29 protein-coding genes are annotated in these 23,563 nt (G+C 51.2%); 19 read left to right on the forward strand and 10 right to left on the reverse strand.

All coding sequences use genetic code 11. From position 1 onward, the window contains the following. Window positions 1–138: 138 nt before the first annotated feature. The 6 genes from BW956_RS18375 to BW956_RS18395 are packed head-to-tail and all read right to left on the reverse strand — an operon-like array spanning window position 139 to window position 1,562. The gene (locus BW956_RS18375; protein WP_076465098.1) at window positions 139–423 is read right to left on the reverse strand and encodes a hypothetical protein; all 285 of its coding nucleotides are present in this window, start codon (window positions 421–423) and stop codon (window positions 139–141) included. Window positions 424–433: 10 nt separating this feature from the next. Then, window positions 434–670 carry a hypothetical protein gene (locus BW956_RS22315; RefSeq protein ID WP_139327229.1) on the reverse strand — a complete coding sequence of 79 codons (237 nt, stop codon included), beginning with the start codon at window positions 668–670 and terminating at the stop codon, window positions 434–436. Next, entirely contained in the window at window positions 663–968 is a 306-nt protein-coding gene (locus BW956_RS18380) for a hypothetical protein (RefSeq protein WP_076465101.1), read from the reverse strand. Before BW956_RS18380 ends, BW956_RS22315 begins: the two co-directional genes overlap by 8 nt. Continuing rightward, window positions 968–1,174 carry a hypothetical protein gene (locus BW956_RS18385; RefSeq protein WP_076465104.1) on the reverse strand — a complete coding sequence of 69 codons (207 nt, stop codon included), beginning with the start codon at window positions 1,172–1,174 and terminating at the stop codon, window positions 968–970. The genes BW956_RS18380 and BW956_RS18385 overlap by 1 nt, the downstream gene beginning before the upstream one ends. After that, a complete protein-coding gene (locus BW956_RS18390; RefSeq protein ID WP_076465106.1) occupies window positions 1,171–1,359 on the reverse strand; it encodes a hypothetical protein in 189 nt (62 codons plus the stop codon). Before BW956_RS18390 ends, BW956_RS18385 begins: the two co-directional genes overlap by 4 nt. Further along, a complete protein-coding gene (locus tag BW956_RS18395; RefSeq protein WP_076465109.1) occupies window positions 1,356–1,562 on the reverse strand; it encodes a hypothetical protein in 207 nt (68 codons plus the stop codon). The genes BW956_RS18390 and BW956_RS18395 overlap by 4 nt, the downstream gene beginning before the upstream one ends. A gap of 448 nt (window positions 1,563–2,010) precedes the next feature. On the opposite strand from BW956_RS18395, the gene BW956_RS18405 reads away from it, so the two are divergent. Next, on the forward strand, window positions 2,011–2,397 hold the full coding sequence (locus BW956_RS18405; RefSeq protein WP_139327230.1) for a hypothetical protein: 387 nt from the start codon (window positions 2,011–2,013) through the stop codon (window positions 2,395–2,397). Window positions 2,398–2,450: 53 nt separating this feature from the next. Here the strand turns inward: BW956_RS18405 and BW956_RS18410 are convergent, their stop codons facing one another. Continuing rightward, window positions 2,451–3,335 (reverse strand): hypothetical protein, encoded by an 885-nt coding sequence (locus BW956_RS18410; RefSeq protein ID WP_076465118.1) that lies wholly within the window; start codon window positions 3,333–3,335, stop codon window positions 2,451–2,453. Window positions 3,336–3,948: 613 nt separating this feature from the next. Between BW956_RS18410 and BW956_RS18415 the strand changes: the two genes are divergently transcribed. The 9 genes from BW956_RS18415 to BW956_RS18460 all read left to right on the forward strand — a co-directional run bounded on the left by BW956_RS18415 (window position 3,949) and on the right by BW956_RS18460 (window position 12,453). Continuing rightward, window positions 3,949–4,131, forward strand: a complete 183-nt coding sequence (locus tag BW956_RS18415; RefSeq protein WP_076465120.1) for a hypothetical protein — start codon at window positions 3,949–3,951, stop codon at window positions 4,129–4,131. A gap of 162 nt (window positions 4,132–4,293) precedes the next feature. Next, window positions 4,294–5,349, forward strand: coding sequence for a PD-(D/E)XK nuclease domain-containing protein (locus BW956_RS18420; protein WP_076465123.1), 1,056 nt, complete (start codon window positions 4,294–4,296; stop codon window positions 5,347–5,349). Further along, window positions 5,342–6,466, forward strand: a complete 1,125-nt coding sequence (locus BW956_RS18425; RefSeq protein WP_076465126.1) for a hypothetical protein — start codon at window positions 5,342–5,344, stop codon at window positions 6,464–6,466. Before BW956_RS18420 ends, BW956_RS18425 begins: the two co-directional genes overlap by 8 nt. Then, window positions 6,453–7,145 (forward strand): hypothetical protein, encoded by a 693-nt coding sequence (locus tag BW956_RS18430; protein ID WP_139327231.1) that lies wholly within the window; start codon window positions 6,453–6,455, stop codon window positions 7,143–7,145. The genes BW956_RS18425 and BW956_RS18430 overlap by 14 nt, the downstream gene beginning before the upstream one ends. Before the next feature lie 693 nt (window positions 7,146–7,838). Further along, the gene (locus tag BW956_RS18440) at window positions 7,839–8,771 is read left to right on the forward strand and encodes a LysR family transcriptional regulator (protein WP_076465135.1); all 933 of its coding nucleotides are present in this window, start codon (window positions 7,839–7,841) and stop codon (window positions 8,769–8,771) included. A 92-nt stretch (window positions 8,772–8,863) separates the two neighbouring features. Then, window positions 8,864–9,877: a TRAP transporter substrate-binding protein gene (locus tag BW956_RS18445; RefSeq protein ID WP_076465138.1), complete on the forward strand. Its 1,014-nt coding sequence runs from the start codon at window positions 8,864–8,866 to the stop codon at window positions 9,875–9,877. Between the two features lie 45 nt (window positions 9,878–9,922). Further along, a complete protein-coding gene (locus BW956_RS18450) occupies window positions 9,923–10,417 on the forward strand; it encodes a TRAP transporter small permease (RefSeq protein ID WP_040886223.1) in 495 nt (164 codons plus the stop codon). Continuing rightward, the gene (locus tag BW956_RS18455; RefSeq protein WP_076465141.1) at window positions 10,411–11,688 is read left to right on the forward strand and encodes a TRAP transporter large permease; all 1,278 of its coding nucleotides are present in this window, start codon (window positions 10,411–10,413) and stop codon (window positions 11,686–11,688) included. The genes BW956_RS18450 and BW956_RS18455 overlap by 7 nt, the downstream gene beginning before the upstream one ends. Window positions 11,689–11,691: 3 nt before the next feature. Then, window positions 11,692–12,453 (forward strand): M15 family metallopeptidase, encoded by a 762-nt coding sequence (locus tag BW956_RS18460; protein ID WP_076465144.1) that lies wholly within the window; start codon window positions 11,692–11,694, stop codon window positions 12,451–12,453. Between the two features lie 71 nt (window positions 12,454–12,524). On the opposite strand, the gene BW956_RS22110 is transcribed toward BW956_RS18460, so the two are convergent. Beyond that, window positions 12,525–13,514, reverse strand: a complete 990-nt coding sequence (locus BW956_RS22110) for a DUF4214 domain-containing protein (RefSeq protein WP_175612040.1) — start codon at window positions 13,512–13,514, stop codon at window positions 12,525–12,527. 394 nt (window positions 13,515–13,908) lie between these two features. Here BW956_RS22110 and BW956_RS18480 point away from each other — a divergent pair, with 394 nt between their 5' ends. The 6 genes from BW956_RS18480 to BW956_RS18505 all read left to right on the forward strand — a co-directional run bounded on the left by BW956_RS18480 (window position 13,909) and on the right by BW956_RS18505 (window position 18,577). Continuing rightward, a complete protein-coding gene (locus BW956_RS18480) occupies window positions 13,909–14,880 on the forward strand; it encodes a GGDEF domain-containing protein (protein WP_076465147.1) in 972 nt (323 codons plus the stop codon). 22 nt (window positions 14,881–14,902) lie between these two features. Next, window positions 14,903–15,748, forward strand: a complete 846-nt coding sequence (locus BW956_RS18485; RefSeq protein ID WP_076465150.1) for an SDR family oxidoreductase — start codon at window positions 14,903–14,905, stop codon at window positions 15,746–15,748. Between the two features lie 188 nt (window positions 15,749–15,936). Next, a complete protein-coding gene (locus tag BW956_RS22795; protein WP_076465153.1) occupies window positions 15,937–17,265 on the forward strand; it encodes a methyl-accepting chemotaxis protein in 1,329 nt (442 codons plus the stop codon). Between the two features lie 71 nt (window positions 17,266–17,336). Further along, entirely contained in the window at window positions 17,337–17,843 is a 507-nt protein-coding gene (locus tag BW956_RS18495) for a disulfide bond formation protein B (RefSeq protein ID WP_076465156.1), read from the forward strand. Between the two features lie 58 nt (window positions 17,844–17,901). After that, window positions 17,902–18,108 carry a hypothetical protein gene (locus tag BW956_RS18500; protein WP_010323447.1) on the forward strand — a complete coding sequence of 69 codons (207 nt, stop codon included), beginning with the start codon at window positions 17,902–17,904 and terminating at the stop codon, window positions 18,106–18,108. A 166-nt stretch (window positions 18,109–18,274) separates the two neighbouring features. Next, window positions 18,275–18,577 carry a c-type cytochrome gene (locus BW956_RS18505; protein WP_010323448.1) on the forward strand — a complete coding sequence of 101 codons (303 nt, stop codon included), beginning with the start codon at window positions 18,275–18,277 and terminating at the stop codon, window positions 18,575–18,577. A 70-nt stretch (window positions 18,578–18,647) separates the two neighbouring features. Here BW956_RS18505 and BW956_RS18510 read toward each other — a convergent pair whose 3' ends face one another. Beyond that, entirely contained in the window at window positions 18,648–19,580 is a 933-nt protein-coding gene (locus BW956_RS18510) for a flagellar motor protein MotB (RefSeq protein WP_076465159.1), read from the reverse strand. 11 nt (window positions 19,581–19,591) lie between these two features. Then, window positions 19,592–20,350 carry a flagellar motor protein PomA gene (gene pomA, locus BW956_RS18515; RefSeq protein ID WP_010323450.1) on the reverse strand — a complete coding sequence of 253 codons (759 nt, stop codon included), beginning with the start codon at window positions 20,348–20,350 and terminating at the stop codon, window positions 19,592–19,594. Between the two features lie 191 nt (window positions 20,351–20,541). On the opposite strand from pomA, the gene BW956_RS18520 reads away from it, so the two are divergent. From BW956_RS18520 to dxs, 3 genes are read left to right on the forward strand one after another with little or no spacing between them, the layout of a single operon-like run. Further along, entirely contained in the window at window positions 20,542–20,778 is a 237-nt protein-coding gene (locus BW956_RS18520; protein ID WP_076465162.1) for an exodeoxyribonuclease VII small subunit, read from the forward strand. Between the two features lie 5 nt (window positions 20,779–20,783). After that, window positions 20,784–21,677 carry a polyprenyl synthetase family protein gene (locus BW956_RS18525; RefSeq protein WP_076465165.1) on the forward strand — a complete coding sequence of 298 codons (894 nt, stop codon included), beginning with the start codon at window positions 20,784–20,786 and terminating at the stop codon, window positions 21,675–21,677. Window positions 21,678–21,679: 2 nt separating this feature from the next. Then, complete coding sequence (dxs, locus tag BW956_RS18530; RefSeq protein ID WP_076465168.1) at window positions 21,680–23,473, forward strand: 1-deoxy-D-xylulose-5-phosphate synthase; 1,794 nt, start codon at window positions 21,680–21,682, stop codon at window positions 23,471–23,473. Window positions 23,474–23,563 lie beyond the last annotated feature (90 nt).

The raw sequence follows: 23,563 nt of genomic DNA on the forward strand, positions 1-23,563 counted from the left end.
TAAAAACATGTTTCCTAAAACCTTGTATGACGCTTGTCGTGATTCACCGCGTTGCGTGCCCTAGTGCGCCCTCTGCCTCTTGCGCCGTTCGGTCACGAGACGCTGCGCGTCTCCCGCCGAACCGAGGGCGCTGCTTGTTCACGCTGCGGCTTTGGTGCCTGCCGGTTTGATGGACAGGACCTTGAAGGCCATTTTCTGGCCGCCGCCCTGGGTGGGCTGGGCGACGATCTCGCATTTGCAGGGTAAGTGGTCACGCAGCTGGTCAATCACGCCGTAGTCACAGGCGAGCTTCATCAGCTCCATGCCGATTCGGTTTTCATTGGTGCCATCGGATTTCTGGGTCACGATGATGGAGCCGCCCTTGTTGCCGTCCATGTCGTAACGGCTTGCCTGGATAACGTCAGCAGTCATGGTGATGTTCATGGTGTTTTCCTCAGTTCAGTTCGCCGCATTCAGGGCATTTAACGGGGTAAGCGTTCGGCACCGCGAGCAGGGCACCGCATTTACAAACGGACCAGCGAGACACGCGACCACCGAAGGTCCAGAGCGGGCGCGGTTGCTTGGTCATGTGTTCCGGTACCGGCGGGCAGTTGCACTGCTTCTGGCCACAGACCAAACACAGGCCCATTGCCTCAGCCGGTTTAACGAGTTGGCGAAGCCGCTTATTCATGGGCTCCACCTTTCGAGTTGTCGTCAGCACAGTAAGCACTGACGCCCCCTTCAGGGGTGCAGCCCTGAGTGGTGGGAGACGGGAAAGAAGATTCAGTCGCCATAAGGAAATAAGCCAAGGCATCGATGTGCCAATCGACATCAAAGTGGCCCTCACCAATTTCAACTGTGGCGTGACAGGCATGGCACTGATAGCGAACCGACTGGATGCAACCTGACTCAACCCAAGCCGTGTTCGACTGGATCTGGTTGCCACACTCGGGACATTCGATCAGGTGTGAAACGTATAGCTTTTCCATCACAGAACCTCCTTCTGCTTACGCTTCCAGCAGAAGTAAGAAATCCGCTTCATGACAAAGCCGGCCAGTTCAACCAGGAGGAAAGCCAACAGAGCGCCAATCCAACTGGCTACCATCATTTCAAATGCCTGGTCGGTATAGCTGTAAAAGCGGATATAGACAGTGGCGACCAGCGCGTAGATGAATGACAGAATCAGGCTGCTCATACTTCCCTCCCCTCTGCTGTGGCCATCAGGTGGTGGGCGAGATCAATGCCGAAGACAAAGCCCAGCTGGAACAGGTTGAATCCAGCGGGATCAGTGGTGATGCGCTCGGGTAGAGCCTTGCCTTGCTTAAGGCGCTGAGTACAAAGCTCCAAAGCGATTTTCATACCACGGGAGAAGGCTTTCATATCGCCTCCTTCTCCAGCAGTTGCTGAGACAAGAGCGCCACGTTTACCAGGCGGTGTTTGCCAATGCGCTCTGAGGGGAGGTATCCGTTCTCTATCCAGCCACGTACTACCGACTGTTCCATACGAATCCAGTCTGCGAATTCACGCCACGGCATGAGTGGCGGGACCGGCGTTGCGACTGGGGTGATCGGTTGTTGTTCCATGGTTGCGCCCCTATAATCCTTTGTTAGTGAACATTCAGATATTGCTTGCACTATGTGCAATCACTATTGGCAAATACTAGGTTTTGCTCATAGTGTTTGTAAATAGTGCAATGATTGAGTATTTATATAGTGTCAGAGCTAACTGATAGAGCGTTGCTATTGATAACCAAAGGCAACCTGGATGAACTGACTAGAGCCGGGGAAACGAACTATCCACGCTGGGTGAACATCAAGCGAGGACGCGCCCGAGTGGGCGCAGATGAGATAGAAACACTCGGTAAGGTTTTTCCAGAGTATCGGTGGTGGCTCATGACGGGAGAAGCTGCCCCAGAGATCGGGCAATCAAGTCCAGAGCTGGATGAGGTCCAACGCTCGGACTCAGGGAAACAGAACGCGGGTTAAGCGTTGCTCATAAGGTGATGGACCGATGGTATTCAAGGAGGAAGGAATGAGCAGAATTTACCATGAGGAGGATAGCGCCCCTCTTTGGCTGCATATCATGGGCGGTATCCTTGGTGCTGTCGTAGTAGTCCTGATCTCCTGGAAGCTCTACGTTGATTACCAAGACTACAGAGCGGAACAAGCTATTAGACAAATGAAACATGAAGCACAGCTCAGACGAGAACGTGCCGCTATCCAACGTCAGCAAAGCAGAGAACGCCAAACGCGGATGACAATAGAGGAGCGGAAGCGACAAGAGCGCGCTGATCAGTTTAATTCGCCAGAATGCCAGTTCTGGCGAAATCATTACCAGAACAACATGTCAGAGAAGAATCTGGAAAAGGTTAAAGAATACTGTCCCAAAAATACAGACGGGACTTTAACAATACGCTAAAAGATAGGCTTCTCGGCCACACCATAGCCGAAAAGCACTATAACAATTAATATTTATTTGCTTAAAATTAATTTCTTTCTCAACCAATAAAACAATGATCCAGAAAACAAAAGAACCCCGAATGCAAAAACATAGGAAAACCAGCTTTCTGATTCAGAAACAAAGTACGATTTCGGAATCATAATAGTGCTAAAAATTGCAATAACATATGCATTAAAGCCCATTACTATATAAATAAAGCTCTCTCTTGAGTCTTCAGAATCGTCAAATTTAAAGTAAAAGAAAAACGCACTAAAAGCTGAAATAAACGCTATTATTATTAGCGAATAAGTTGAAATATTTAAAACTAAAGTTTCCTTTGTTACATTTGCCCTATCTGCTGGCTCGACAATTTTCAAAGCTAAACCATGATGCCTTGGAATTTCTCTTTCTTTGATGTTTTCAACACCAACAATTCGGGCTATGGCTTTGGTAATTTCTAGTTTTTGACCACTTAGAACTGCAACAACAAACCAGTCATCTGGATTCATGAGAAGAGGATCAATGACTAATTGTCCGTTTTCAAATGAAGCACTAGCAGGTAGAGATTCTGGTGATGATATAACTATCTTAGTTTTTAGTATCTCTTCTTTTTCCTTAAACTCAAACTTGACTGGCCCCTCGAAATCATCACTCCTAATGGGAACCTTACCCGCATTTGTTATTTTAATAGCTGTATAAAAAACATCACTAATGGATTCGTCAGAGTTTTTTATTTCAATATCAGGCCAATAATCTAATAAAACATCACTATCAAGTAATTCATCTTCACCAATGATCATATATTCAAGTGATTTTTTTTCTTCTAATATCCCTCCCCAAATTGGAGCCAAGAAAAAAAGCAGAACCGGAATGAATAGAGTTGCAACCCAGTGAAGGACTCTCTCCCCAGTGCCCATGACACCTCCTCCCTAAGAATTTTTAATTTTAAAAAACGATAATATCATAAAAAGTGTAGGGACTTCAGGTACAGTAAGCCCAATCAGACGGTGAGCAAGGGCAGTTACTATTCATCTAAGGCAACACGAAAAGTGTCGAAAAAGTGTCGAAAACATTGCTGAACATAGCTCTGCAACCAGCATGTTGGCACAGGCTAACTTATTGATTTTTAGGACATAGCGTCACATAGTGGAACAACGGGAAGGCTCTGGATAGGGTTCGAAACCCGCCACCTCCACCAAATTGCTAACGTTAAAAGCCTGTTTTTACAGGCTTTTTTCGTTTCTGGGCCTCACCCTTTTCTATCTGCCACATTAACCAAATCTCCCTTGGCACTCTCCTTTCATACAAACACCATCCAACAAGTGTTATCGTTAGTCGACTAATATGGCCAGAATATATGTACACTTGTTACCCACAACCCTTTCTGGTTAGCCAAGGTAAAGGCCGTACTTGAAGTAGGACAATCGAGCCCAGAGTTTGATGAGGTCTAACACTCGGACTCAGGGAAACAAAACGCGGGTCAAGCGTTGCTCATACGGTGATCGACCGATCGTATTCAAGGAGGAAGGAATGAGCAGAATTAAAACAGTTACTGCTGCACTGCTACTCTCAGTAGCGGCAGTAAATGCACACGCTGATATACGCCTGAACGGTGGTCAGACACTGATCTCCAAGGGTGATCCCCTCTCAGACATTCACGAGCATATCAAGCCCACACGCAGCTACCGCGGTGCTGCCTGCAACAAAGTTTAAAACTACCATTGTAAGAGCAGAAATACCGGATACGGCAGAATTCGGGAGTACAAAGTACTCTAACCGTACATAGGTGGTGCAATCTTGGATAGGCAAAATTACTTACATTGAGTGGAAACATTAAGGTTTTTAATTTAGGCAACTGCTAATTGAGATTATGCCATGGCTGGTGAAACCAAAAACATATCGGAAATAGCAAATAAAGTTTCTAGAGAAATTTTTAACTTCTTCAAATGGGAAGCACAACGGCTTGAAGATGAGAATTTCCCATGCAATAAAGGACTACTACACTCGACTAAAGAAGATTATACACACCCTGTCGACATTGTATTCAATTACATTGACCCATACACAAACAAGCGGGTTTTCATTAATACAGATTTAAAAAGCTACAAAAACGCATCAATCACTCAAAGCAATATTAGAAAATCTCTAATATCCTTAGCTAAAACAATTGATTGTGCGCGATCTAGTGAAGTTTGGAGGACCCGGTATGCGAGCATGCAAAATGATAGCCCTGATGTTAGAGGCATGCTTTTTGTTTACAATCATGATGGTGAATATCATAAAAAATTCTATGATTTTATTCGCTCAAGCGAAGAAAAAAAAAAATCAATAAACCTTGATAATATAAAGCTCCAGAAAGGTCAACAGCTACACATATTTGAACCAAAACTGATCACATATCTGACCACTGTAGTATGTGATGCTAAATTACTACATCACGATGGTACATTCCCTCAGAAAAACTATTCATTTTTTTACCCTGACTTGCGATTACATAAGGCTCACGGAGAAGAGCTAGAAAGACCGGCAACAATAGAAATACTTTCAGCGCCCTATATAATAATTAAACACGGTGATGTTAAGAAATATGATGAAGAAGCTGAAGAAAGCATAAAAACATACGATAAAGGTTATTTGATTTACTACAATAGATCAGGCTCTGATTATAAGGAGTTCATTTACCTTTTGGATATGCTTTCAAACTTTCAGCTTCTAAATAGCAATAATAATATCAGAATCAGAATAGCGAGTGCCGAAGCTAGTTCAGAAGCTCGACCTAACTTCAAAAAAGCAGTCTCTGCATATTGCCAATCATGGGGATTTGACGAGCATAAAAAAGAAATACTTGACGCTATAGAATTTAGCCATGTAGAGACGATTCAAAAGAAATTCAGTTCTGTAGACATCGGATGGAGGCTTAACAATGTCTAACCTTTATTGTGCAAATGACAAAGCTATCTCTGATGCATTAAACCAAACCAAAGTCACCAAGTCTGACGTCGCTGATCTTTTCTATTCAAGAGGCATTATCCTATCTCCTGAAACTAAAAGAAAACAAGTAGCTGACCAGTTTTCAATGTTGTTTCATGATTATTATGACTACGTCAAATTATCAAGGATATTAGGTAGCACAAACAGACGAGAAAAACAGTCAGCTTCATATATAGATTCTAATCAAGTGACATTAGATAACATAGAAGCAGCTGCCCATAACATAAATGATTCACTTAAAGACTTTGATGCAGTTTCTAATGTGAAGAGGACAGGAAACTCACTCGAGTTTGTTATTCATTACCGTGTAACCAACTTCAATGCTAGTGAATTTAGGCAAGTATCAGACCGTGAAGCAGTTATTACATTCACTGAGGAAGATGGAAAAATATCTATCCGTGGTCCGTACAACGAGACAATAGATAAAGTAAAACAAACTCTTATCAAAGCAGTAGCGGATGAAGTTAATGATGAAGAGCATGAGAATGAAAAAGAAGACATAAATATTCAAACTATTAACCTAAGAGGAATTGAAGACTCTATAAAAAGGACAAATTTCTTCAGAAACATTGTGAACAAAATGGATGGGGTTGTACTTCATGATGTCACAGATGTATTTATCTATCATCCAAAGGTTAGTGATGATCAGGATCAGGATTTAGACTCTGAAGATGAGCAAGATATTGATATTGGTGTGCACATTACAAAAGCATCTCTCAAAGGAGAAAAGGTTCTAGAGTCAGAAGAATTACAGTCACTTTATGATAAAGGTTTCTTTATCTGGAAAATAATTTGGCAATCGAAAGAAAATTCATATGACTCAGACATATATGAATTTGAAGCACAATTCAATGATCCAGATAATTTTGAAAACTTCACTTACTTAGCCAGGGGATTTTACAGATACAAAGCTAAAGGAGAGTACAATAATAGCAAGACTGCCTTTACAAAAAATAATGAGAGATATTTTGGGAGAAAAATAGAAAAGGCCGCAATAGAATCAATCGATATCATTTCGGCTCAAGATACCGAGGATGATGAAGATGGACAAGTTTAAATATATAAAGGCCATAATACACCTCAATATTTTAGACACTAAAAAGTGCCTAGAAAAAAACCCTTATTCATACGATAAAAATACCGGATTTGAAATAATAGACTATGATAATAATAATATAAGCTGTAAGTATTTTGAACGTATCGTAGATGAAGAAATAATTATAGACCCTTTTGGAAACGAAATAATAAACTCATCCACAAGATATTTAATCGTGAACTTTAGGATTTTAAATATAACAAAAAACAATTACTTACTATCAGTACAGAGTCCTCCAAGAAATCTTGGCAATATGATTGACTCGCTTTCAAGCACATTAGACAGCAATATATTTATATCAAATATAACACTAGATATAGCTTCTTTTTACGAGCGAATACTTGAAAATAAAGAAATAGAAGATAGTCGTGTTGAAAAGATAAAATTTAAAGGAATATCTATTAATAAAAGTTCTTCAGCAGAGTTGACCGTATCTTCTTCCAGTGATGCATACGAAGATGCACTAGATTATATAGGGCGAAAGAACTCAATTATAAACAACATAAAAATTCGTTCTTCATACAAAGGCGAAAAAACATCTATTCTTATTTCAGAAACTTCACTTATAAACTGTAGTGAGAGCTTAACGCCTCTTATAGAGGATATATTTGTCGATTATATTTCTGCGAGTTTAAATTGATATGCTATAAAAAAATCAAATAAGCCGCTAAAACTTGGCGGCTTATTTTAACCTCAAAAAATAAGAACTGACCAGCCGAAGATATAGCTTTTAGCGTTCTCTCCACCACTGCTTCCAAGTATCGAATCACTTCAGTTCTGACCCCAGGCACTGCACACGCTAGCTTCCGGTCATTTCCTTTATACGCTTCTGCACAAGGTCAAACGTCACCTTCACGGGTCTGTCCGTCTCCCGGCGACCTTGAACATTTGTAGAGGCAAAGCGATTGCTTTGATCCATCCTCAGACGCTTTTCAGTATTGGAGCGTCTATCAACCACTGATGCCCGCCGTTCAGGCCCTTCGTACCGGTCAAACGTGAATTGCTTCCACCAGTCCTCAGCTAGCGCAAAGGTAGCTACCAGTGGGCTCCGGGTACTGCCATCTTCATCTACCCAATAGTAAACAATACGCCCTTCAACCAAATCTTTAACCAGGTACATACCGACACTCGATCTGACTTTTTAAGTATGTACGCACTTTAGATTTAATACGACTTAAAATCAAATTATGACATTTAAGACATAGCATTCATCTAACCTCCTTGACCCTCTCTACAACTGACCATTCCAAACTTCACCGCAGCCCAACTCACTGATTTTGCTACTATAGATGCACCAGACTCCGCCTCCCCCAGCAACCACAGGACAGAATCGATGCAGCAGTTCAGCCCGCGAGCTCTTGAGTATTTAAATGCGGTGGAACGTTTTGGCACCATCCGCAAGGCGGCGGCACGGTTGAATGTGGACCCGTCGGCAGTGAGCCGGCAGTTATCGCAGCTCGAGGATACGGTAGGGATGCCGGTGTGGGACCGGATGAATGCCAGCAACCCGATTACGCCTGCCGGAGCGGAGTTGCTGCGTTACTACAAACAGATGAAGGCCAGTGAGGCGGCGACGCTGTCGCGCCTGCATGACCTGATCGGGTTACGTCGGGGTGAGGTTCGCATTGCGGTGGGTGAAGGCTTTATCAGTGACCTTATCTCTTCGTCGCTGCAAAGCTTTCTTACCGCCTATACCGGCATTCAGATCGGGGTGGAGATTGCCGGTGCCAAGGATGCGGTGCAGATGCTGGAAGATGACCAGATCGACTTTGCCATCGCCTATGCGCCAGCGCGGAACCCCAAGCTGCACTGCCTGATCGAAAAGCATCATCCGCTGAATTTGATCACCCCCTATGATCACCCGCTGGCTCAGGCCACCGAGCCGCTGACCTTTAATGACATTACGGATACACCGCTGGCACTGATCGACAGCTCCACCGGCATGGGTCGGCTGGTCAGTTTTGTGGAAGAGATCAGTCATGTTCGCCTGGAACCGCGGCTTAGAACGAACTCGGTGGCGGTGCTGAAGAACTTTGTCAGCTCCGGCATGGGCATCACTTTTATGCCCAAACTCACCGTCATTGATGAGGTGCGCGCCGGCAAAATCCGCGTGGTACCCACCGCTCACTCCGCCCTGTCGCAGGCCCGCATTCGGGTGCTCTGTGTTGAGGGGCGTGAACTCACCCTGGCCGCTCAGGCCTTTCTGGACCACCTCAAGCAGTCAATGTCGTTTTTGATGGCAGACGCCGACGAGATCGACTGTTGACTTAAAAGCAACGGTATCAGTATTGCGATGTCAACATTGCAATATATAAGGTTGCTGGGTCTTCTCGACAATCGAATAAGGATGATAACGATATGAAAACATTTGGCTTTATGAAGAAGCTGGCCATGGGTGTCAGCATGGCAGCATTTGTCGGAGCCCTGCAGGCTCAGACAATTAACCTGAGTTACAACGGCGCCCCGGATGCCGAGAAAAACGCCGTACACCTGTTCGCGACCAACCTGCAGCGACTGGTGGACGAGAAGACCGACGGCGAAGTCACTCTGAAGCTGTACCCCAACAGCATGCTGGGTGAAGAGCAGGAGCGCATGGAGCAGGTGATCAACACGCCGAGCCTGAACATCGCCTCTTTCGGTGGTATCTCCCCGCTGTTCCCGGAGATCTTTGTCAGCTCCATCCCGTTCATGTTCGATGATTTTGATACTGCGCGCGCATTCTTTGACCAGGGTGAATACTGGAAAGCCGCCCGTAAAGCCTTCTATGAAAGAACCGGTGCTCACCTGATGGCCGTGGTTGAAGAAGGCGGTTTCCTGGCATTCACCAACAACAAGAAGCCGATCCGCACCCCGGCGGATTTTGAAGGTCTGCGCTTCCGCGCCATGGATAAGAGCCAGGTTGCGCTGTACGAAGCCTTTGGCGCATCCGGCACACCAATCCCCTGGACCGAAGTGTACCTGGCGCTGCGTACCGGTGTTGCCGATGGCCAGATGAACCCGCCGATGTACATCATTCTGGGCAGCCTGCATGAAGTGCAGCAGTACCTGACGCTGGCCAACATCCAGTACTCGGACCAGTTCCTGGTTGCCAATGACGAGCTGCTGTCCAGCCTGAGCGACGAACACCGCAAGGCGCTGGAAGAAGCCGCGGTTGAAGCCAATGCTATCAACCGAGAAGCGGTGCAGAACCAGGTTGAATCACGCATCCAGTTCCTGGCCGACAACGGCATGGAAGTGTACCGCCCGACCGCTGAAGATCTGCAGAAGTTCAAGGAAGCCGGTCAGCCGTCTTACCTGAAATGGCTGGAAGAGCAGTCCATCGATCAGAAGTGGATTGATATGGCCATGCGCGACGTTGAAGCGCTGAAGTAATCGAAAACCCAGGGTGCCCGTCCGGGCACCCTCGTGAGGCTCACCATGAATATTTCTCGAATTCGGTCAGGCCTGGTCTCGGGCCTGTGGACCCTTTCGACGCTAATGCTGTGCGGAAATGTCATCGTCCTCTTGTATGGAGTGTTTGCCCGCTACCTGGTGAACCACTCTCCGTTCTGGATGGATGAACTCTCGCGCTACCTGATTATTGGCTGTGTCATGCTGGTGGCCGGGGTGGTTTATCTGAAAGACGACCATATGCGCGTCACCGTCTTGCAGGGTGTTTTGAAGGGCAAACCGCGCAAGGCACTGCAGGTGTATCACTGGATCATCATTACGGCCCTCAGCGCCTATGTCTGCTACAGCAGCGCCATGTATGCCCTGTCTGTCACCAAGTTCACCACCATGGGACTGGGCATCAGCAAGTCCATTCCGTTGATGGCAATTCCTATCGGTTTTGGCCTGCTGGCGGTGATCTCGCTATTGATGGGCCCGTTTTATCACGATAAGAATAAAGACTCGGAGCAACCCGTATGCTAATCGCCATTCTGGCCACATTCGTTGTGAATGTGCTCCTTGGGCTGCCATTGTTTATCTGTTTGATGGTGTCGGCCATTGTCGGCTTTTTCTTTGTCGACCTCGGTCTACTCAGCCGCATGCTGCCGCAGCAGATCTTCAGCGGCATTGATGTCTTCTCGCTGATGGCGATCCCCCTGTTCATTCTGGCCGGTAATCTGATGAACGGCGCGGGCCTGACCCAGCAGCTCATCCGCCTGGCCAACTCCATAGTCGGGCACCTGCGCGGCGGCCTGGGCTATGTGAATGTGGTCTCAAGCGTATTCTTTGCCGGTGTAAACGGCTCGGCTGTGGCCGACACCTCGGCGCTGGGTTCACTGCTGGTTCCGGCGATGAAGAAGGAAGGCTACGCTCCCAGCTATGCTGCTGGTCTGACGGCGGGCAGCTCGCTGATTGGCCCGATCATTCCGCCCAGCATTTTCATGATCCTGTACGCCTCTCTCACCAACACCTCGGTAGGCGATCTGTTCCTTGGTGGTGTGATTCCCGGTCTGGTTTTGGGTCTGGCCTTCATGCTGATGAACTGGCTGTATGCGCGCAAGGCGAATATCGAAGCCCAGCATGACCGCCCCAGCATCAAGAATGTAGCCTTGTCGTTTGTTAAGGCGTCACCGGCACTGATTGCACCGTTCATCATTGTTGCCGGTATCGTGTTCGGTTTTGTCACACCGACCGAATCGGGCGCGCTGATTGTGGCTTATGCCTTCGCCGTGGGTTTCATCAGCCGCAACCTGACCCTGAAATCCGCCTGGAAAGCCCTGGCTGAAACGACCCTGCTCTCCAGCGCCATCTTCCTGATCATTGCCGCTTCTGCCGTTGTCAGCTGGTTGCTGGCCTATGCACAGGTACCGGAACACTTCGCCACGCTGTTACAGCCGTTTGCCGATAACCCGGTACTTATTCTGTTGATGCTCAGCCTGATCACCTTTGGTGTGGGCATGCTGATGGAAGAGGTGTCATCACTGATGCTGCTGACGCCGGTATTCCTACCGGTCGCCCTGCACGCCGGTATCGACCCCGTGCACCTGGGTATCGTGATTACGATGAATATCACCATCGCCTTGATCACCCCGCCCATGGGCGCCTGTGTATTCGTGGCGGCCGCTGTGAGCAAGCTGGATATCACAGTGATGTTCAAGGCGATCTGGCCGTTTGTACTGGTTGCCATCGCGGTACTGCTGACCGTTATTTTCTTCCCGTCGCTGACGCTATTTATTCCGAGCCTGTTTCAATAAGACATGAACGATTTTTACAAAGACGTAATACCTGAGCGTGCCATGCCTGACTGGGAAACCTATCAGGCCACGCCCATTATCGAGTGCCAGGACGCACTGGTGCCGGTCAGCGTATCCAAACGGATTGCGGTTTATCCGGCCTACTACAAGATGAATGTGGCCAACTCGATTCCCGAGTGCCATGTGCGTTCACAGGTGTTTGAGCGTTTGCTGCAGGCCGCCAGTCTGCTCCCGGATGATATCCAGCTGGTGGTGCTGGATGGCTGGCGTCCGTTTTCGGTACAGCAATACCTGTTCGATACGCTGGTTAACCTGATCCGCCATGCCAATGAAGGCATGACAGCGGAGGAAGTTGAACTGGAAGCACGTAACCTGGTGTCGCCCCCCAGCACTGACCCGAGCGCGCCCAGCCCGCACCTGACAGGTGGGTCAGTGGACGTAACCCTGGCCGATATGGATGGACGTTTCCTGGATATGGGGACGCTGTTTGATGAGGCGAACCCGCTATCCTGGAGCTGTGCACTGGAACAGAAATCCTGCAATGCGGAGGAGCTTCAGGCCCGGGATAACCGTCGTTTGCTGTTCAATGTCATGCGTCAGGCCGGATTTACCAATCTGCCAAGCGAGTGGTGGCATTACGATTTCGGTAACCAGCTTTGGGCGTACAACTCAGGGGCTGACAACGCCATATACGGCGCCACCAGCCTGCCGGGGATCGAAAAGCTGTGGCAAAAACAGCTTAAAAGCCACCCGCAGCCCATCTGACTTCAGGTAAAAAACAAAAATGCCACGCCCCTCTCAAGGCGTGGCATTTTTCGTTTCAGGCGCGGTCTGCCTTAGATCAGCACATCATCGGTACCGGTGGTACCACCACCTGAAAGTACGATTTCTACGTGCTCTTCAGACTGCGCGAAAGCTTCAACAATCTCGCCGCGCGCCATACCGGAGGCCAGTTTGCCCATCCAGTGGCCTTTGCCCTGAGAGTCGCTGGGGCGGTCCAGAGTGTTGTTGTAGAGCGCTTCGATAAAGTCGTTGTCGGACGGATTCTCACCATAGAGTTCGACAAATTCGTCAGACTCCATGAAGAATTCAACGATATCGTCAAAGTCCGTATCGGAGCTGGCCAACTCACCCATCCAGTAGCCCAGGCCGGCATCATCCGGGGAGCGCTGGAACATGGCGTTATAGAGCAGTACCAGCTCATCCTGATCACTCAGGCCGTCGCTGTCGGAGTCGAGATCAGCGGTACCGTCGATGCTGTCGTCATCTGTACTGTCGTCATCGGCGTCATCGTCCGCGTCATCCTCGGAATCATCATCGCTGTCGTCATCCGAATCATCCGAATCATCCGAATCATCCGAATCATCCGAATCATCAACATCGTCGTCGTCGTCGTCGTCGTCGTCGTCGTCGTCGTCGTCGTCGTCCTGATCGTCTTCTGCAGCTTCAGCTTCCTCAAGTTCATCAGGAAACTCTTCTTCGACGTTCTCCGCATGCTCGTCTGATTCAGAAAAGGCGATCAGCACTTCATGACGCAGGCTGCCCTCTTCCATGACCTTCAACCAGTAGGCAACGCCCTCTTCATCCGGCTCACGCTTGAGAACATTCTCATACAGCAGGTGGATAAAATCTTCGTTGCTCAGGTCTTCGCCATACTTCTCTTTGAACTCATCAGATTCCATAAATGAGATAGCGACGTCTTCAAAGGTCATTTCGCCCTTGGCCAGTTTGGAAGCCCAATAGCCAACACCTTTCGCATCGGACTCACGATCGAAAGTCGCGTGGTACAAGCGCACCAAACTGGAGAAAAACTTACCATTTGCCATGACACACCCTTGTTCAGCAAAGTTCAGGAACATACGTAACCGCACGCAGGTACACACCTGTAAGCCGGTTCAGACTAAAACGCCTACAGACTGCGATGATCAGGCTTAACCGCTGCTGAGCCATCTAAAGGCGAACTCATATCCTTGGTGTAACCTACACTATAGTTGACGCAAACCTGACAAAGGTCTGCTCTTAGTGAACAATTGTGTAAACATGTGATCTGACTCCGTCGACAGACGCTATAGGTGTCTGGCAGGGTGTGCATACATTATTGCGGCATAAATTGTTACACTGTAACCGCTGACAGACTTCATCAAACCGGCTTCAGCTCATTGGTCTGAGGTTTACTTTCATTTTGGCCTGTTCCTGCGCAGGTCTCCTTGGTCAAACGCAATGAATTATCAGGACCTGGAAACCGCCTTCACACTCTCGGCCCGTCTGCTTGAGTCCAGTAACTATCATGATCTGACACGATCATTGATCGAGCAGCTGCAGACATTTGATGGTGTGGAGGAGGTCTTCTCCTACGAAATTCTTGCGCGTCAGGACAAAAAGCCTGACGAGCCGGATATCCTGGTACGTCGCTTTCCCATGTCATTGGATGAGAACTACATCGATGACAACCACGAAATCATCCGCACCATCGCGTTCGAGGGAAAGCAGGGTGTCAGCTTTACCCACTTCGATAATGCCCCCCATATCCTGATCTATATCTGCGAGCACACCGTGCCCGAGCGGCTGGTGCTGATAAAAGGTGAGGTCTCACCCTATGATGCGGAGTTGATTCGCGGGCTGGCGTTGATCTATGAGCGCCAGGTGAAAATGTTCGATACCAAGGAACGAGATCCGCTAACGCTACTCAACAACCGCCAGACGCTGCCTATCACGCTAAACCAGGTCATGGATTTCTATCGCGGTCGTGAAGAGGAAACATACAAATCCTGGGTCGCCGTGTTGGATATCGACCATTTCAAAAGCATCAACGATAACTTTGGCCACCTTTACGGTGATGAAGTCCTGATCCACTTTGCCAACTTGATGAAGCGCGAGTTTCGCTACTCCGACTTTCTGTTCCGCTACGGTGGAGAAGAGTTCCTGGTCATTATCAACCGAACGGATTCCGCCGGCGCAGAGAAGGCACTGGAGCGCTTCCGAGAGTGTGTGGAACAGTACGACTTCCCCTCCGGACAGATTACCGTGAGTATTGGTTGTACTCCCATCTCACCGGATCAGCCCATCAGCAATATCATTGAAATTGCTGACGAAGCCCTGTACACCTCCAAGTCTTCAGGCCGCAACTGCATTACCATGCAGACCGAGAGCAACAAAGCCGCGCCGGAAGAAAGTGAAGTCGAACTTTTCTAGCCCAGCCTTACGGAAATATTGCATGTCGAACACAATCCTTATGACCGGATGCTCCAGCGGTATTGGTCATTTCTGCGCTCTGGCGCTGCGGGCCGATGGCTATCGCGTGCTGGCAACAGCCCGCAGGCATGAGGATGTTCAACAATTGCAGTCACTCGGCCTGGAAGCCACTCGACTGGATCTGGATTGCTCGGAATCGATTGCAAACGCCGTCAGCTGGGCACTGGAAAAAACAGACGGACGTTTGGATGCCCTGTTCAATAATGGGGCCTATGGCCAGCCCGGTGCTGTTGAAGACCTGAGCCGAGAAGTACTGCGCGCACAGTTCGAAACCAATCTGTTTGGCTGGGTTGAACTGACCAATCGTGTGATCCCGGTGATGCGTCGACAGGGCTCAGGCCGCATCATCATGAACTCCTCGGTGCTGGGACTGGCGGCCATGAAATACCGCGGTGCCTACAATGCATCCAAGTTTGCCCTCGAAGGCCTTACTGATACCTATCGTCAGGAACTGGCCGGCAGCGGTATCGAAATGATGCTGATTGAGCCCGGACCAATCACCAGTTCATTCCGGCAGCACGCACTTAGTGCTTTCAAGCGCAATATCGACTACACCAACAGCGCCCACGCGGACATTTATGCTGGCGTTCTCAAGCGACTGGAAGGCACCGGTGAGGAAGGTTCAGCCTTTACCCTCGGACCTGAGGCGGTTTACAAGGCCCTGAAACATGCCCTGGAGAGCAAGCGTCCTCGCGCACGCTACTATGTCACGACCCCCACCTATATTCTGGGTTATTTGCGCCGAGTGCTGCCAACCCGCTGGCTCGACCGCATCCTGATCAGCGCAGCCGACAGTGAAAACAAGTAAGCCCTTGGATTGAGGCCTTAAAGGAATATTGCGCCAGGACAACAAAACACCTGTATACCGGTGCTTTGATCCAATCCTGCCCCCTGTCTCGTAAACACAACAGTAAAATCCCTTTCAGGTCATTGGCCTGCTGCTATTTTCATTGCTACGCCTGATTTTCAGATGTAGCACCTAATCTGGATGCACCCATGTTTGCCAACAAAGCCCTTAAACAGGACCTTGCCGCCTGTCGCCAGCAATTATCCGAAGCCTCGCAAGTACAGGATGCAATACGTGGCACCATGGCGATGATTGAGTTCACTCCGGACGGGCATATCCTGAGCGCCAATGAGGTGTTTCTGGAGGCAACCGGGTACTCCTCCGCTGAGCTTGAGGGTCAGCATCACAGCCTGCTCTGCTCGGCCGACACCCGCCAATCAGCTGAATACCGCTCCTTCTGGCAGAAACTGGCGCAGGGTCAGAGCATGACCGGGCGCTTCAAGCGTGTACACAAAAGCGGACGTACACTATGGCTCTCGGCCAGCTATATTCCGGTCAAGGATATCGATGCGGGTGGCAAGGTCACCAAGGTTGTGAAGCTGGCACGAGATATCACCGAAACCGTGGAGACAGAACAGACCCATAAGAGTGTCATCAACGCCATTGATCGCTCCATGGCCACCATCGAGTTTGATCTTCAGGGGCGCATTATTACCGCCAACGACAATTTTCTGGCAGCCACCGGCTATCGCCTTCAGGACGTTCGCAACCAGCATCACCGCATGTTCTGCCCGGAAGAGTACGCCAACAGCACCGACTATCAACGCTTCTGGGAACGGTTGAATCAGGGAGAGTTTTTCGAAGGCCGCTTTCTCCGGATAACCAAATATGGCCAGCCGCTGTGGCTGCAAGCTACTTATAACCCGCTCTATAACGCGGCTGGAGAACTCTATGGCGTATTGAAAATCGCTACTGACATCACTGCGCGCGTATTGCAACGCCAGGCGGAGTCAGAAGCGGCGCAACTGGCCTACGACACCTCCATGGAAACCGAGCAGAGCGCAATTTCCGGTGAGCAGTCTGTGGAGCAGACCATCAATATGGTGCGCCATATCGAAACTCGATTGGGCAGTGTGACCGAACAGGTTTCCGCCCTGAATGCTCAGTCAGACGAAATCGGGCGTATTGTCGGCGTAATCAGGGAAGTCGCTGACCAGACTAACCTGCTGGCCTTGAATGCCGCTATTGAAGCCGCCCGAGCCGGTGAGCAGGGACGCGGATTTGCGGTCGTAGCAGATGAAGTCCGTAATCTGGCACGCCGAACCGGCGAGGCAACCGAACAGATCAACCAGGTTGTCGAGCAGAACCATACCATGGCCGCCCAGGCTGTGGAGGAAACGCGGGAGAGCCAACGTCTGGTTGAAGAAGGCGTATCCATGGCCAATGCAGCCGGCGATATCATGCGGGATATTCGTGCAGAGGCGCAACGCGTGGTGGAATCCATCGGTCAAATCAAACAACAGATCGATACCGACTAGCCCCAACTTGCCGCCGCTACTGGGTTCGGGCTAATCTTGCCCAGTCTGAATCCAGGATCGGGATCGAATGCATGCTTAGGAACCTGTTACTGTCACCGGCCTACTGGTGGCTCATACTCATCGGGGTTGTTTGCGCAGAAGGCGTTGCGCTCTATTACCAGTACGTACTGGACTTCGGTCCCTGTGTGCTCTGTGTCCATATTCGCCTCTGGCTGTTTGCACTGGGCCTGGTTGCGGTCGTTGCCCTGCTGGGATTCAGGTTCCGCTTTATTCAAAGCCTCTGTCATCCGCTCGCGTTAATCACGGCAATAGGCTTTGCCGAGCGCAGCTGGCGTGTGCTGGCCGTTGAACGGCTGTGGATTGAAAGCAGCTGCACGATGGAATCAGGTCTGCCCGCCTGGTTCACGCCAGAGCTCTGGTGGCCCTGGATGTTCGAAATCTGGGAAGCCTGTGGCTATACGCCCATGGTCGGGCCTTTCAGCATGGCCGAGTGGCTGTTCGGTGCCAGCATTCCACTGGTATTGCTGACACTGTTCGCGACCGGGCGGCATTTTGTCACACCACCGGCATCCAACTGACACCGTTTTGCAATGAATGGCGCTTAATAATAGTCCTGACCATTAAGAGGATAAAATTATGAGCGCCATTCAATTGACTGCACAGCTGAGACAACTGCTGGACCGTGGCTACTCCATCGACGACGTGCGCAACCTGGTTGCGGTGCCCCATGAAGTACTGGAACAGGCTATCCGTGAACACCGACTGCAGGAGCACAACCGTCGCCACGACCGTCTACTCCAGGGTCAGGCTGATTTCGCCATGCGCCTGGGTTCACGCGGCTGAGCCAGGCCAACACCCGCTTTTACATTAGGCAGGTACTTCCAGGTTAAGCATTTCGGCCCTGATCAAAACTCGACCATTTCGCTATTTACTTGGCGCTAAGGGCGATCCTAAAATCGCCGATAAGAGTATAATGGGTGAAAGCCTTACCAATAAAAGGAAACCTGCAATGAAAAAAACACTGATGATCGCAGCCGCTACGCTGATGCTGTCTCCGGTAGCCATGGCTGAGCGCACCGGTGAAGAGATCTACAACGCCAAGTGTTCTGTTTGCCACGCAGCCGGTATCGCTGGCGCACCCAAGTTTGGTGACGCTGCTGCCTGGGCGCCGCGTGCTGAAAAAGGCATCGACGCTCTGCTGGCAACCGCTCTGACCGGCATCAACGCCATGCCGCCGAAAGGCACCTGCATGGATTGCTCTGACGCTGAGCTGAAGGCTTCTATCCAGTACATGCTGGATAACGCCAAGTAAGCAACGCTTACTGACCGCATAAAAAAACCGCCTGTTGGCGGTTTTTTTGATTCTGTATTTCAACTCCGTTTCAGAACAGGCTGGCCGGATCGATGGGTTCACCTTCAGTATCACCATCCTGCCGCGACTGCAGCTTATCCAGTGCTTCCTGGGCATCGCCCTTCTGAATTACGATTTCCACACGTCGGTTACGTGCCCGCATCTGTGCATTGCTGTTGGGCGCAATGGCCTTGGTATCGGCATAGCCGGTGACACTGAAGCGGGATTGATCAATTCGACGGTCCGCAAACAGCTCGTGTGCAACGGCCAATGCACGTGCTGACGAGAGATCCCAGTTGGACTCAAAGCGCCCGCCGTTATAGGGAATGTTATCGGTGTGGCCTTCAATCGCTACCTTGCCGCCGATATCCAGCAGCAAGTCTCTGATCTTGGCGATCACGGGAATATAGGCAAACTTCAGTTCGGCAGAGCCGGAATCAAAAGAGCCCCGTTCCTTCACACGGATGATGATGCGGGTGCCATCGGTTTCCACCTCGATACTGCCCTCACCAATTTCCTGTGCCAACGCCTGAGCTACTGCAACCGCTTCCTGCTTAGCCTGTTCTTCCTGCTGGCGCTGAAGCTCCTGCATGCCCTGCAGCTGATCCTCAATCTGAGACTCCCCCTCCTTGGAGCGCACATCCAGACTGTTCATGTCATTATTGATGGTCATCTGCCGCACTTCATTCAGCGGCGTGGGCTCGGGCCGGCCAGGACTGAATTCCTGGGCAATGATTGAGGTGCCCTTGGGAATATCTTCAACCTTGATCTGGTTCTGCACACCAAAGGCTTCACGCATGGAACCGGCCAGCTGCTTGAACTTGAGTACGTCCATCTCGGAGAAGGACAGCAGCAGTACGAAGAAGCACATCAGCAGCGACATCAAGTCGGCAAAGGTCGCCATCCACAGAGGCGAACCTGCGGGTGGGCATTTACATTTCTGCTCTTCGTTGTCGTCACTCATGGCCGACTCCCTCAGCTTTCAGCAACGGCACGTTTGCCTTCGGGCAGGTAGTTGCGCAGCATCTGGTCAATCACACGCGGGTTCTGCCCCGCCTGGATTGCGAGCAGACCGTCGATGATCAGCGCCTGGTTAAGGGCTTCTTCATCACGGCGCACTTCCAGCTTGTCAGCCACCGGCAGTGCAAACATGTTGGCAATCATGGCGCCATAGAGGGTTGTCAGCAGTGCTACTGCCATCGCCGGACCGATGGATTTGGGGTCAGACATGTTGGACAACATCTGTACCAGACCCACCAGTGTACCGATCATGCCCATGGCGGGTGCCACATCGCCCATGGCGCGGAACACCTTGGTGCCGAAGTCATGACGATCGTAGGTGAGGGTCGCTTCCTTTTTAAGCAGCTGTTTGACCACTTCAGGGTCATGGCCATCTACCAGCAGCTGGATGCCCCGCTGCATGAAATTGGAGGAGACTTCCTTCTCTTCCAGTGACAGCAGGCCGCCTTTGCGCGCAGCATCGGCCAGATCCACAGTTTCGGCGATGATATCTTCCGGGTTCACCGACTTGAACATGAAGGCCTTGGCCATCACTTTGCCAGCGCCCAGGAACTGGGCCAGGGTGAATTTCATCAACACCACCAGCAGGGTGCCGCCGATGACGATCAACATGGAGGGCGGGTTTACAAAGATACCGATATCGCCGCCCAGCACCATGGCCGCTACGATGATACCGAACGCCCCAATCAAACCTACGAGGGTAGCCAGATCCACTGATCGCTCCTGAAAAGTATAAGACCCATTTCGACGGCAAGACTGCGCACTTTGCCACCGCTGATGATACCAGAATTAAACGCGCGTTCATCCTCCGGTAAGGCTTTTTGAGATTGCCGGATTGACCGCTATCATAGGGTTGGTTAACGTGAGCGCCCACCCGAGATGGCACATCAAGATGGCAGACCAATATGGCAGCTAAGTCCGCACCCGACTTTGAACACTCCCTGCAGCAGCTGGAAGGGCTGGTTGAACAGCTCGAACAGGGCGACCTTCCCATTGAAGACGCGCTCAAGGCCTTTGAGCAAGGCGTCAAACTGACCCGCGAGTGTCAGACCATCTTGCAGCAGGCGGAACAGAAGGTTCAACTGTTGACTGAACAGGATGGCGAAATTCGCGCTACTGACTTCCACGACGACCAAGAGTAAGCCGCATGAGTATCCAACAGGTCCTGGCCGACTGCCGGTCCCGGGTAGAACAGCAACTGGACCAGTTGATCACGACTGACAGCTCTCTGGAGCCGCGCCTGCAGCTGGCCATGCGCCACGGGCTGCTCAATGGCGGCAAGCGCCTGCGCCCGGCTCTGGTGTACCTGGGCTACCAGCTCTGCTCGGGGCAGCCCGGTTCAACCCTGGCCGAGCGCGCCGCCGTAGCCATCGAATGTATCCACAGCTATTCCTTGGTGCATGATGACCTGCCGGCAATGGATGACGACGACCTGCGCCGTGGCCAGCCCACTTGCCATATTGCCTTCGACGAGGCCACCGCCATCCTGGCCGGTGATGCCCTGCAATGCCTTGCGTTTGAACACCTGAGCGCGCCGATAGAAGGCGAGAGCCCAGCGCTGCAGTTACGCATGCTGGCGACACTGGCCCGTGCCAGTGGCGAACGGGGCATGGTTGCCGGTCAGGCATTTGACCTGTCACATGTGGATAAGCCTCTGACACTGGAACAGCTCAAGGCGATGCATGCCTGCAAAACCGGCGCACTTATTACCGCCGCCATCGAGCTGGGTGCTCTGGCAGCCGGCCCTGCCGGTGAAGACAAGCTGGAAGCCCTGCGCCGTTATGGCGATTTGATTGGCCTGGCATTCCAGATTCAGGATGACCTGCTGGATATAGAGGGCGACACCGAAACGCTGGGCAAGCCCCAGGGATCGGACCTGGCACAAAACAAACCGACCTACCCGGCTCTGCTGGGACTGGAAGGTGCGCGCCAGCAACTGCAACAGCTGCATCAGGAAGCGGTCGACATTCTTGCCGCCTTTGGCCCCGCGGCCGAGGATTTGATCGGACTGACCGATTACATCGTAAGCCGTGATCATTGATTATGTTGCATACCATCCCTGAACAGCGCCCCCAGACCCCTTTACTGGACCTGATTGATAACCCGGACCAGCTAAAGTCGCTTGCGCCTTCCCAATTGCCACAACTGGCGCGGGAGTTGCGTGCGTTTCTGCTGTATTCCGTGGGCCAGACCGGCGGTCACTTTGGCGCCGGGCTGGGGGTCGTGGAACTGACCATCGCCCTGCACTACCTGCTGCAAACACCGGACGAACAGCTGGTCTGGGATGTAGGTCACCAGACCTACCCGCACAAGATTCTGACAGGCCGTCGCGAGCAGATGCTCGGCATGCGCCAGTCCGGTGGCCTGTCGCCCTTCCCCAAACGCAGCGAGAGCCGCTACGACAGTTTCGGTACCGGCCATTCCAGCACCTCCATTTCTGCTGCCCTGGGAATGGCATTGGCGCAACAGCTGCAGGGCAAGAAGCAACACACTGTCGCCGTGATCGGCGACGGTGCAATGACCGCCGGGATGGCGTTTGAAGCCCTCAATCATGCGGCACATACCAGTGCCAACCTGCTGGTTATTTTGAACGACAACGAGATGTCGATCTCCCGCAACGAGGGCGGTCTTGCGACCCATCTGGCGCGCACGGTAAAACAGAAAATGGACGGCCCAGCCAGCGCAGACCTGTTCCAGGCGCTGGAATTCGGCTATAGCGGCCCGGTCGATGGGCATAACTTCAGCCTGCTGCTGCCGGCTCTGGAGCAGGCGCTGAACACGGCTGGCCCACAACTGCTGCACGTGGTAACCCGCAAGGGTAAAGGCTTTGCCCCCGCCGAAGCGGATCCCGTGGGCTACCATGCCCTGACCAAGATTGAACCGGTCAAGGCCGCGCCCGCGACACCCAAACGCCCCAAATACTGCAACGTATTCGGGCAATGGCTGTGCGATACAGCGGCTGTGGATAACCGCCTGGTGGGCATCACCCCCGCCATGCGCGAAGGCTCGGATCTGATCGCCTTCTCCGAGCAGTACCCTGAACGCTATTTTGACGTTGCTATCGCCGAGCAGCATGCCGCCACGCTGGCAGCCGGCTTTGCCTGCAGTGGCATGAAACCGGTGCTGGCGATCTATTCCACTTTTCTGCAGCGCGCCTACGATCAGGTGGTGCACGATATCGCCATCCAGGAGCTGGACGTGCTGATCGCCATCGACCGCGCCGGTCTGGTCGGTGAAGACGGTGCCACCCACGCCGGCTGCTTCGATATCGCCTTCCTGCGCTGCCTGCCGGATATGCTGGTGATGACACCTGCCGACGAGCAGGAGTTGAGCGCCATGTTAACGCTTGGCTACGAACATAAGGGGCCTGCAGCCGTACGTTACCCCCGAGGCAGTGCCGCCGAGGCACAGTCCGGTACCACCACGCCGCTGCAAACCGGCAAGAGCCGAACCCTGCATCAGGGTCAGAAAGTGGCCCTGCTCAATTTCGGTCCATTACTGGATACCGCAAGCAAGGTTGCCGAAGCGAACGACTACACTCTTGTGGATATGCGCTTTGTAAAACCTCTGGATGCCGAGGCCATTTCCCAGCTGGCTGGCGATCATGAGCTGCTGGTGAGTATTGAGGATCATGCGGTACAGGGAGGGGCTGGATCGGCCGTGGCGGAACATCTGCAGCAGGCAAGGTTGAACACCGATCTGCTCATGCTGGGGATTCCGGATCGCTGGATCGCACACGCCAGCCGTGCAGAACAGCTGGCCGAGTGCGGTTTGGATGCTGCCGGTATCGAAACCTCGATCCGACAGCAACTGGGATATTGCCCGTCTGGACTTTGAATAGCGTAAGCGAGGCAGCTGATGCAAGGCGAAAATGGCCGAAAAAGCGGAGTTTATACGTTGTAAATGAGCCTTTTGAGGCCATTTTCA

Origin of the sequence: Marinobacterium stanieri (assembly GCF_900155945.1) — a bacterium.
Lineage (GTDB): Bacteria > Pseudomonadota > Gammaproteobacteria > Pseudomonadales > Balneatricaceae > Marinobacterium > Marinobacterium stanieri.

What these genes read in the sequence shown, in the direction of transcription:
- BW956_RS18375 (WP_076465098.1), bottom strand. Translation starts at nt 423, where the DNA reads ATGAACATCACCATGACTGCTGACGTTATCCAGGCAAGCCGTTACGAC.
- BW956_RS22315 (WP_139327229.1), bottom strand. Translation starts at nt 670, where the DNA reads ATGAATAAGCGGCTTCGCCAACTCGTTAAACCGGCTGAGGCAATGGGC.
- BW956_RS18380 (WP_076465101.1), bottom strand. Translation starts at nt 968, where the DNA reads ATGGAAAAGCTATACGTTTCACACCTGATCGAATGTCCCGAGTGTGGC.
- BW956_RS18385 (WP_076465104.1), bottom strand. Translation starts at nt 1,174, where the DNA reads ATGAGCAGCCTGATTCTGTCATTCATCTACGCGCTGGTCGCCACTGTC.
- BW956_RS18390 (WP_076465106.1), bottom strand. Translation starts at nt 1,359, where the DNA reads ATGAAAGCCTTCTCCCGTGGTATGAAAATCGCTTTGGAGCTTTGTACT.
- BW956_RS18395 (WP_076465109.1), bottom strand. Translation starts at nt 1,562, where the DNA reads ATGGAACAACAACCGATCACCCCAGTCGCAACGCCGGTCCCGCCACTC.
- BW956_RS18405 (WP_139327230.1), top strand. Translation starts at nt 2,011, where the DNA reads ATGAGCAGAATTTACCATGAGGAGGATAGCGCCCCTCTTTGGCTGCAT.
- BW956_RS18410 (WP_076465118.1), bottom strand. Translation starts at nt 3,335, where the DNA reads ATGGGCACTGGGGAGAGAGTCCTTCACTGGGTTGCAACTCTATTCATT.
- BW956_RS18415 (WP_076465120.1), top strand. Translation starts at nt 3,949, where the DNA reads ATGAGCAGAATTAAAACAGTTACTGCTGCACTGCTACTCTCAGTAGCG.
- BW956_RS18420 (WP_076465123.1), top strand. Translation starts at nt 4,294, where the DNA reads ATGGCTGGTGAAACCAAAAACATATCGGAAATAGCAAATAAAGTTTCT.
- BW956_RS18425 (WP_076465126.1), top strand. Translation starts at nt 5,342, where the DNA reads ATGTCTAACCTTTATTGTGCAAATGACAAAGCTATCTCTGATGCATTA.
- BW956_RS18430 (WP_139327231.1), top strand. Translation starts at nt 6,453, where the DNA reads ATGGACAAGTTTAAATATATAAAGGCCATAATACACCTCAATATTTTA.
- BW956_RS18440 (WP_076465135.1), top strand. Translation starts at nt 7,839, where the DNA reads ATGCAGCAGTTCAGCCCGCGAGCTCTTGAGTATTTAAATGCGGTGGAA.
- BW956_RS18445 (WP_076465138.1), top strand. Translation starts at nt 8,864, where the DNA reads ATGAAAACATTTGGCTTTATGAAGAAGCTGGCCATGGGTGTCAGCATG.
- BW956_RS18450 (WP_040886223.1), top strand. Translation starts at nt 9,923, where the DNA reads ATGAATATTTCTCGAATTCGGTCAGGCCTGGTCTCGGGCCTGTGGACC.
- BW956_RS18455 (WP_076465141.1), top strand. Translation starts at nt 10,411, where the DNA reads ATGCTAATCGCCATTCTGGCCACATTCGTTGTGAATGTGCTCCTTGGG.
- BW956_RS18460 (WP_076465144.1), top strand. Translation starts at nt 11,692, where the DNA reads ATGAACGATTTTTACAAAGACGTAATACCTGAGCGTGCCATGCCTGAC.
- BW956_RS22110 (WP_175612040.1), bottom strand. Translation starts at nt 13,514, where the DNA reads ATGGCAAATGGTAAGTTTTTCTCCAGTTTGGTGCGCTTGTACCACGCG.
- BW956_RS18480 (WP_076465147.1), top strand. Translation starts at nt 13,909, where the DNA reads ATGAATTATCAGGACCTGGAAACCGCCTTCACACTCTCGGCCCGTCTG.
- BW956_RS18485 (WP_076465150.1), top strand. Translation starts at nt 14,903, where the DNA reads ATGTCGAACACAATCCTTATGACCGGATGCTCCAGCGGTATTGGTCAT.
- BW956_RS22795 (WP_076465153.1), top strand. Translation starts at nt 15,937, where the DNA reads ATGTTTGCCAACAAAGCCCTTAAACAGGACCTTGCCGCCTGTCGCCAG.
- BW956_RS18495 (WP_076465156.1), top strand. Translation starts at nt 17,337, where the DNA reads ATGCTTAGGAACCTGTTACTGTCACCGGCCTACTGGTGGCTCATACTC.
- BW956_RS18500 (WP_010323447.1), top strand. Translation starts at nt 17,902, where the DNA reads ATGAGCGCCATTCAATTGACTGCACAGCTGAGACAACTGCTGGACCGT.
- BW956_RS18505 (WP_010323448.1), top strand. Translation starts at nt 18,275, where the DNA reads ATGAAAAAAACACTGATGATCGCAGCCGCTACGCTGATGCTGTCTCCG.
- BW956_RS18510 (WP_076465159.1), bottom strand. Translation starts at nt 19,580, where the DNA reads ATGAGTGACGACAACGAAGAGCAGAAATGTAAATGCCCACCCGCAGGT.
- BW956_RS18520 (WP_076465162.1), top strand. Translation starts at nt 20,542, where the DNA reads ATGGCAGCTAAGTCCGCACCCGACTTTGAACACTCCCTGCAGCAGCTG.
- BW956_RS18525 (WP_076465165.1), top strand. Translation starts at nt 20,784, where the DNA reads ATGAGTATCCAACAGGTCCTGGCCGACTGCCGGTCCCGGGTAGAACAG.
- dxs (WP_076465168.1), top strand. Translation starts at nt 21,680, where the DNA reads ATGTTGCATACCATCCCTGAACAGCGCCCCCAGACCCCTTTACTGGAC.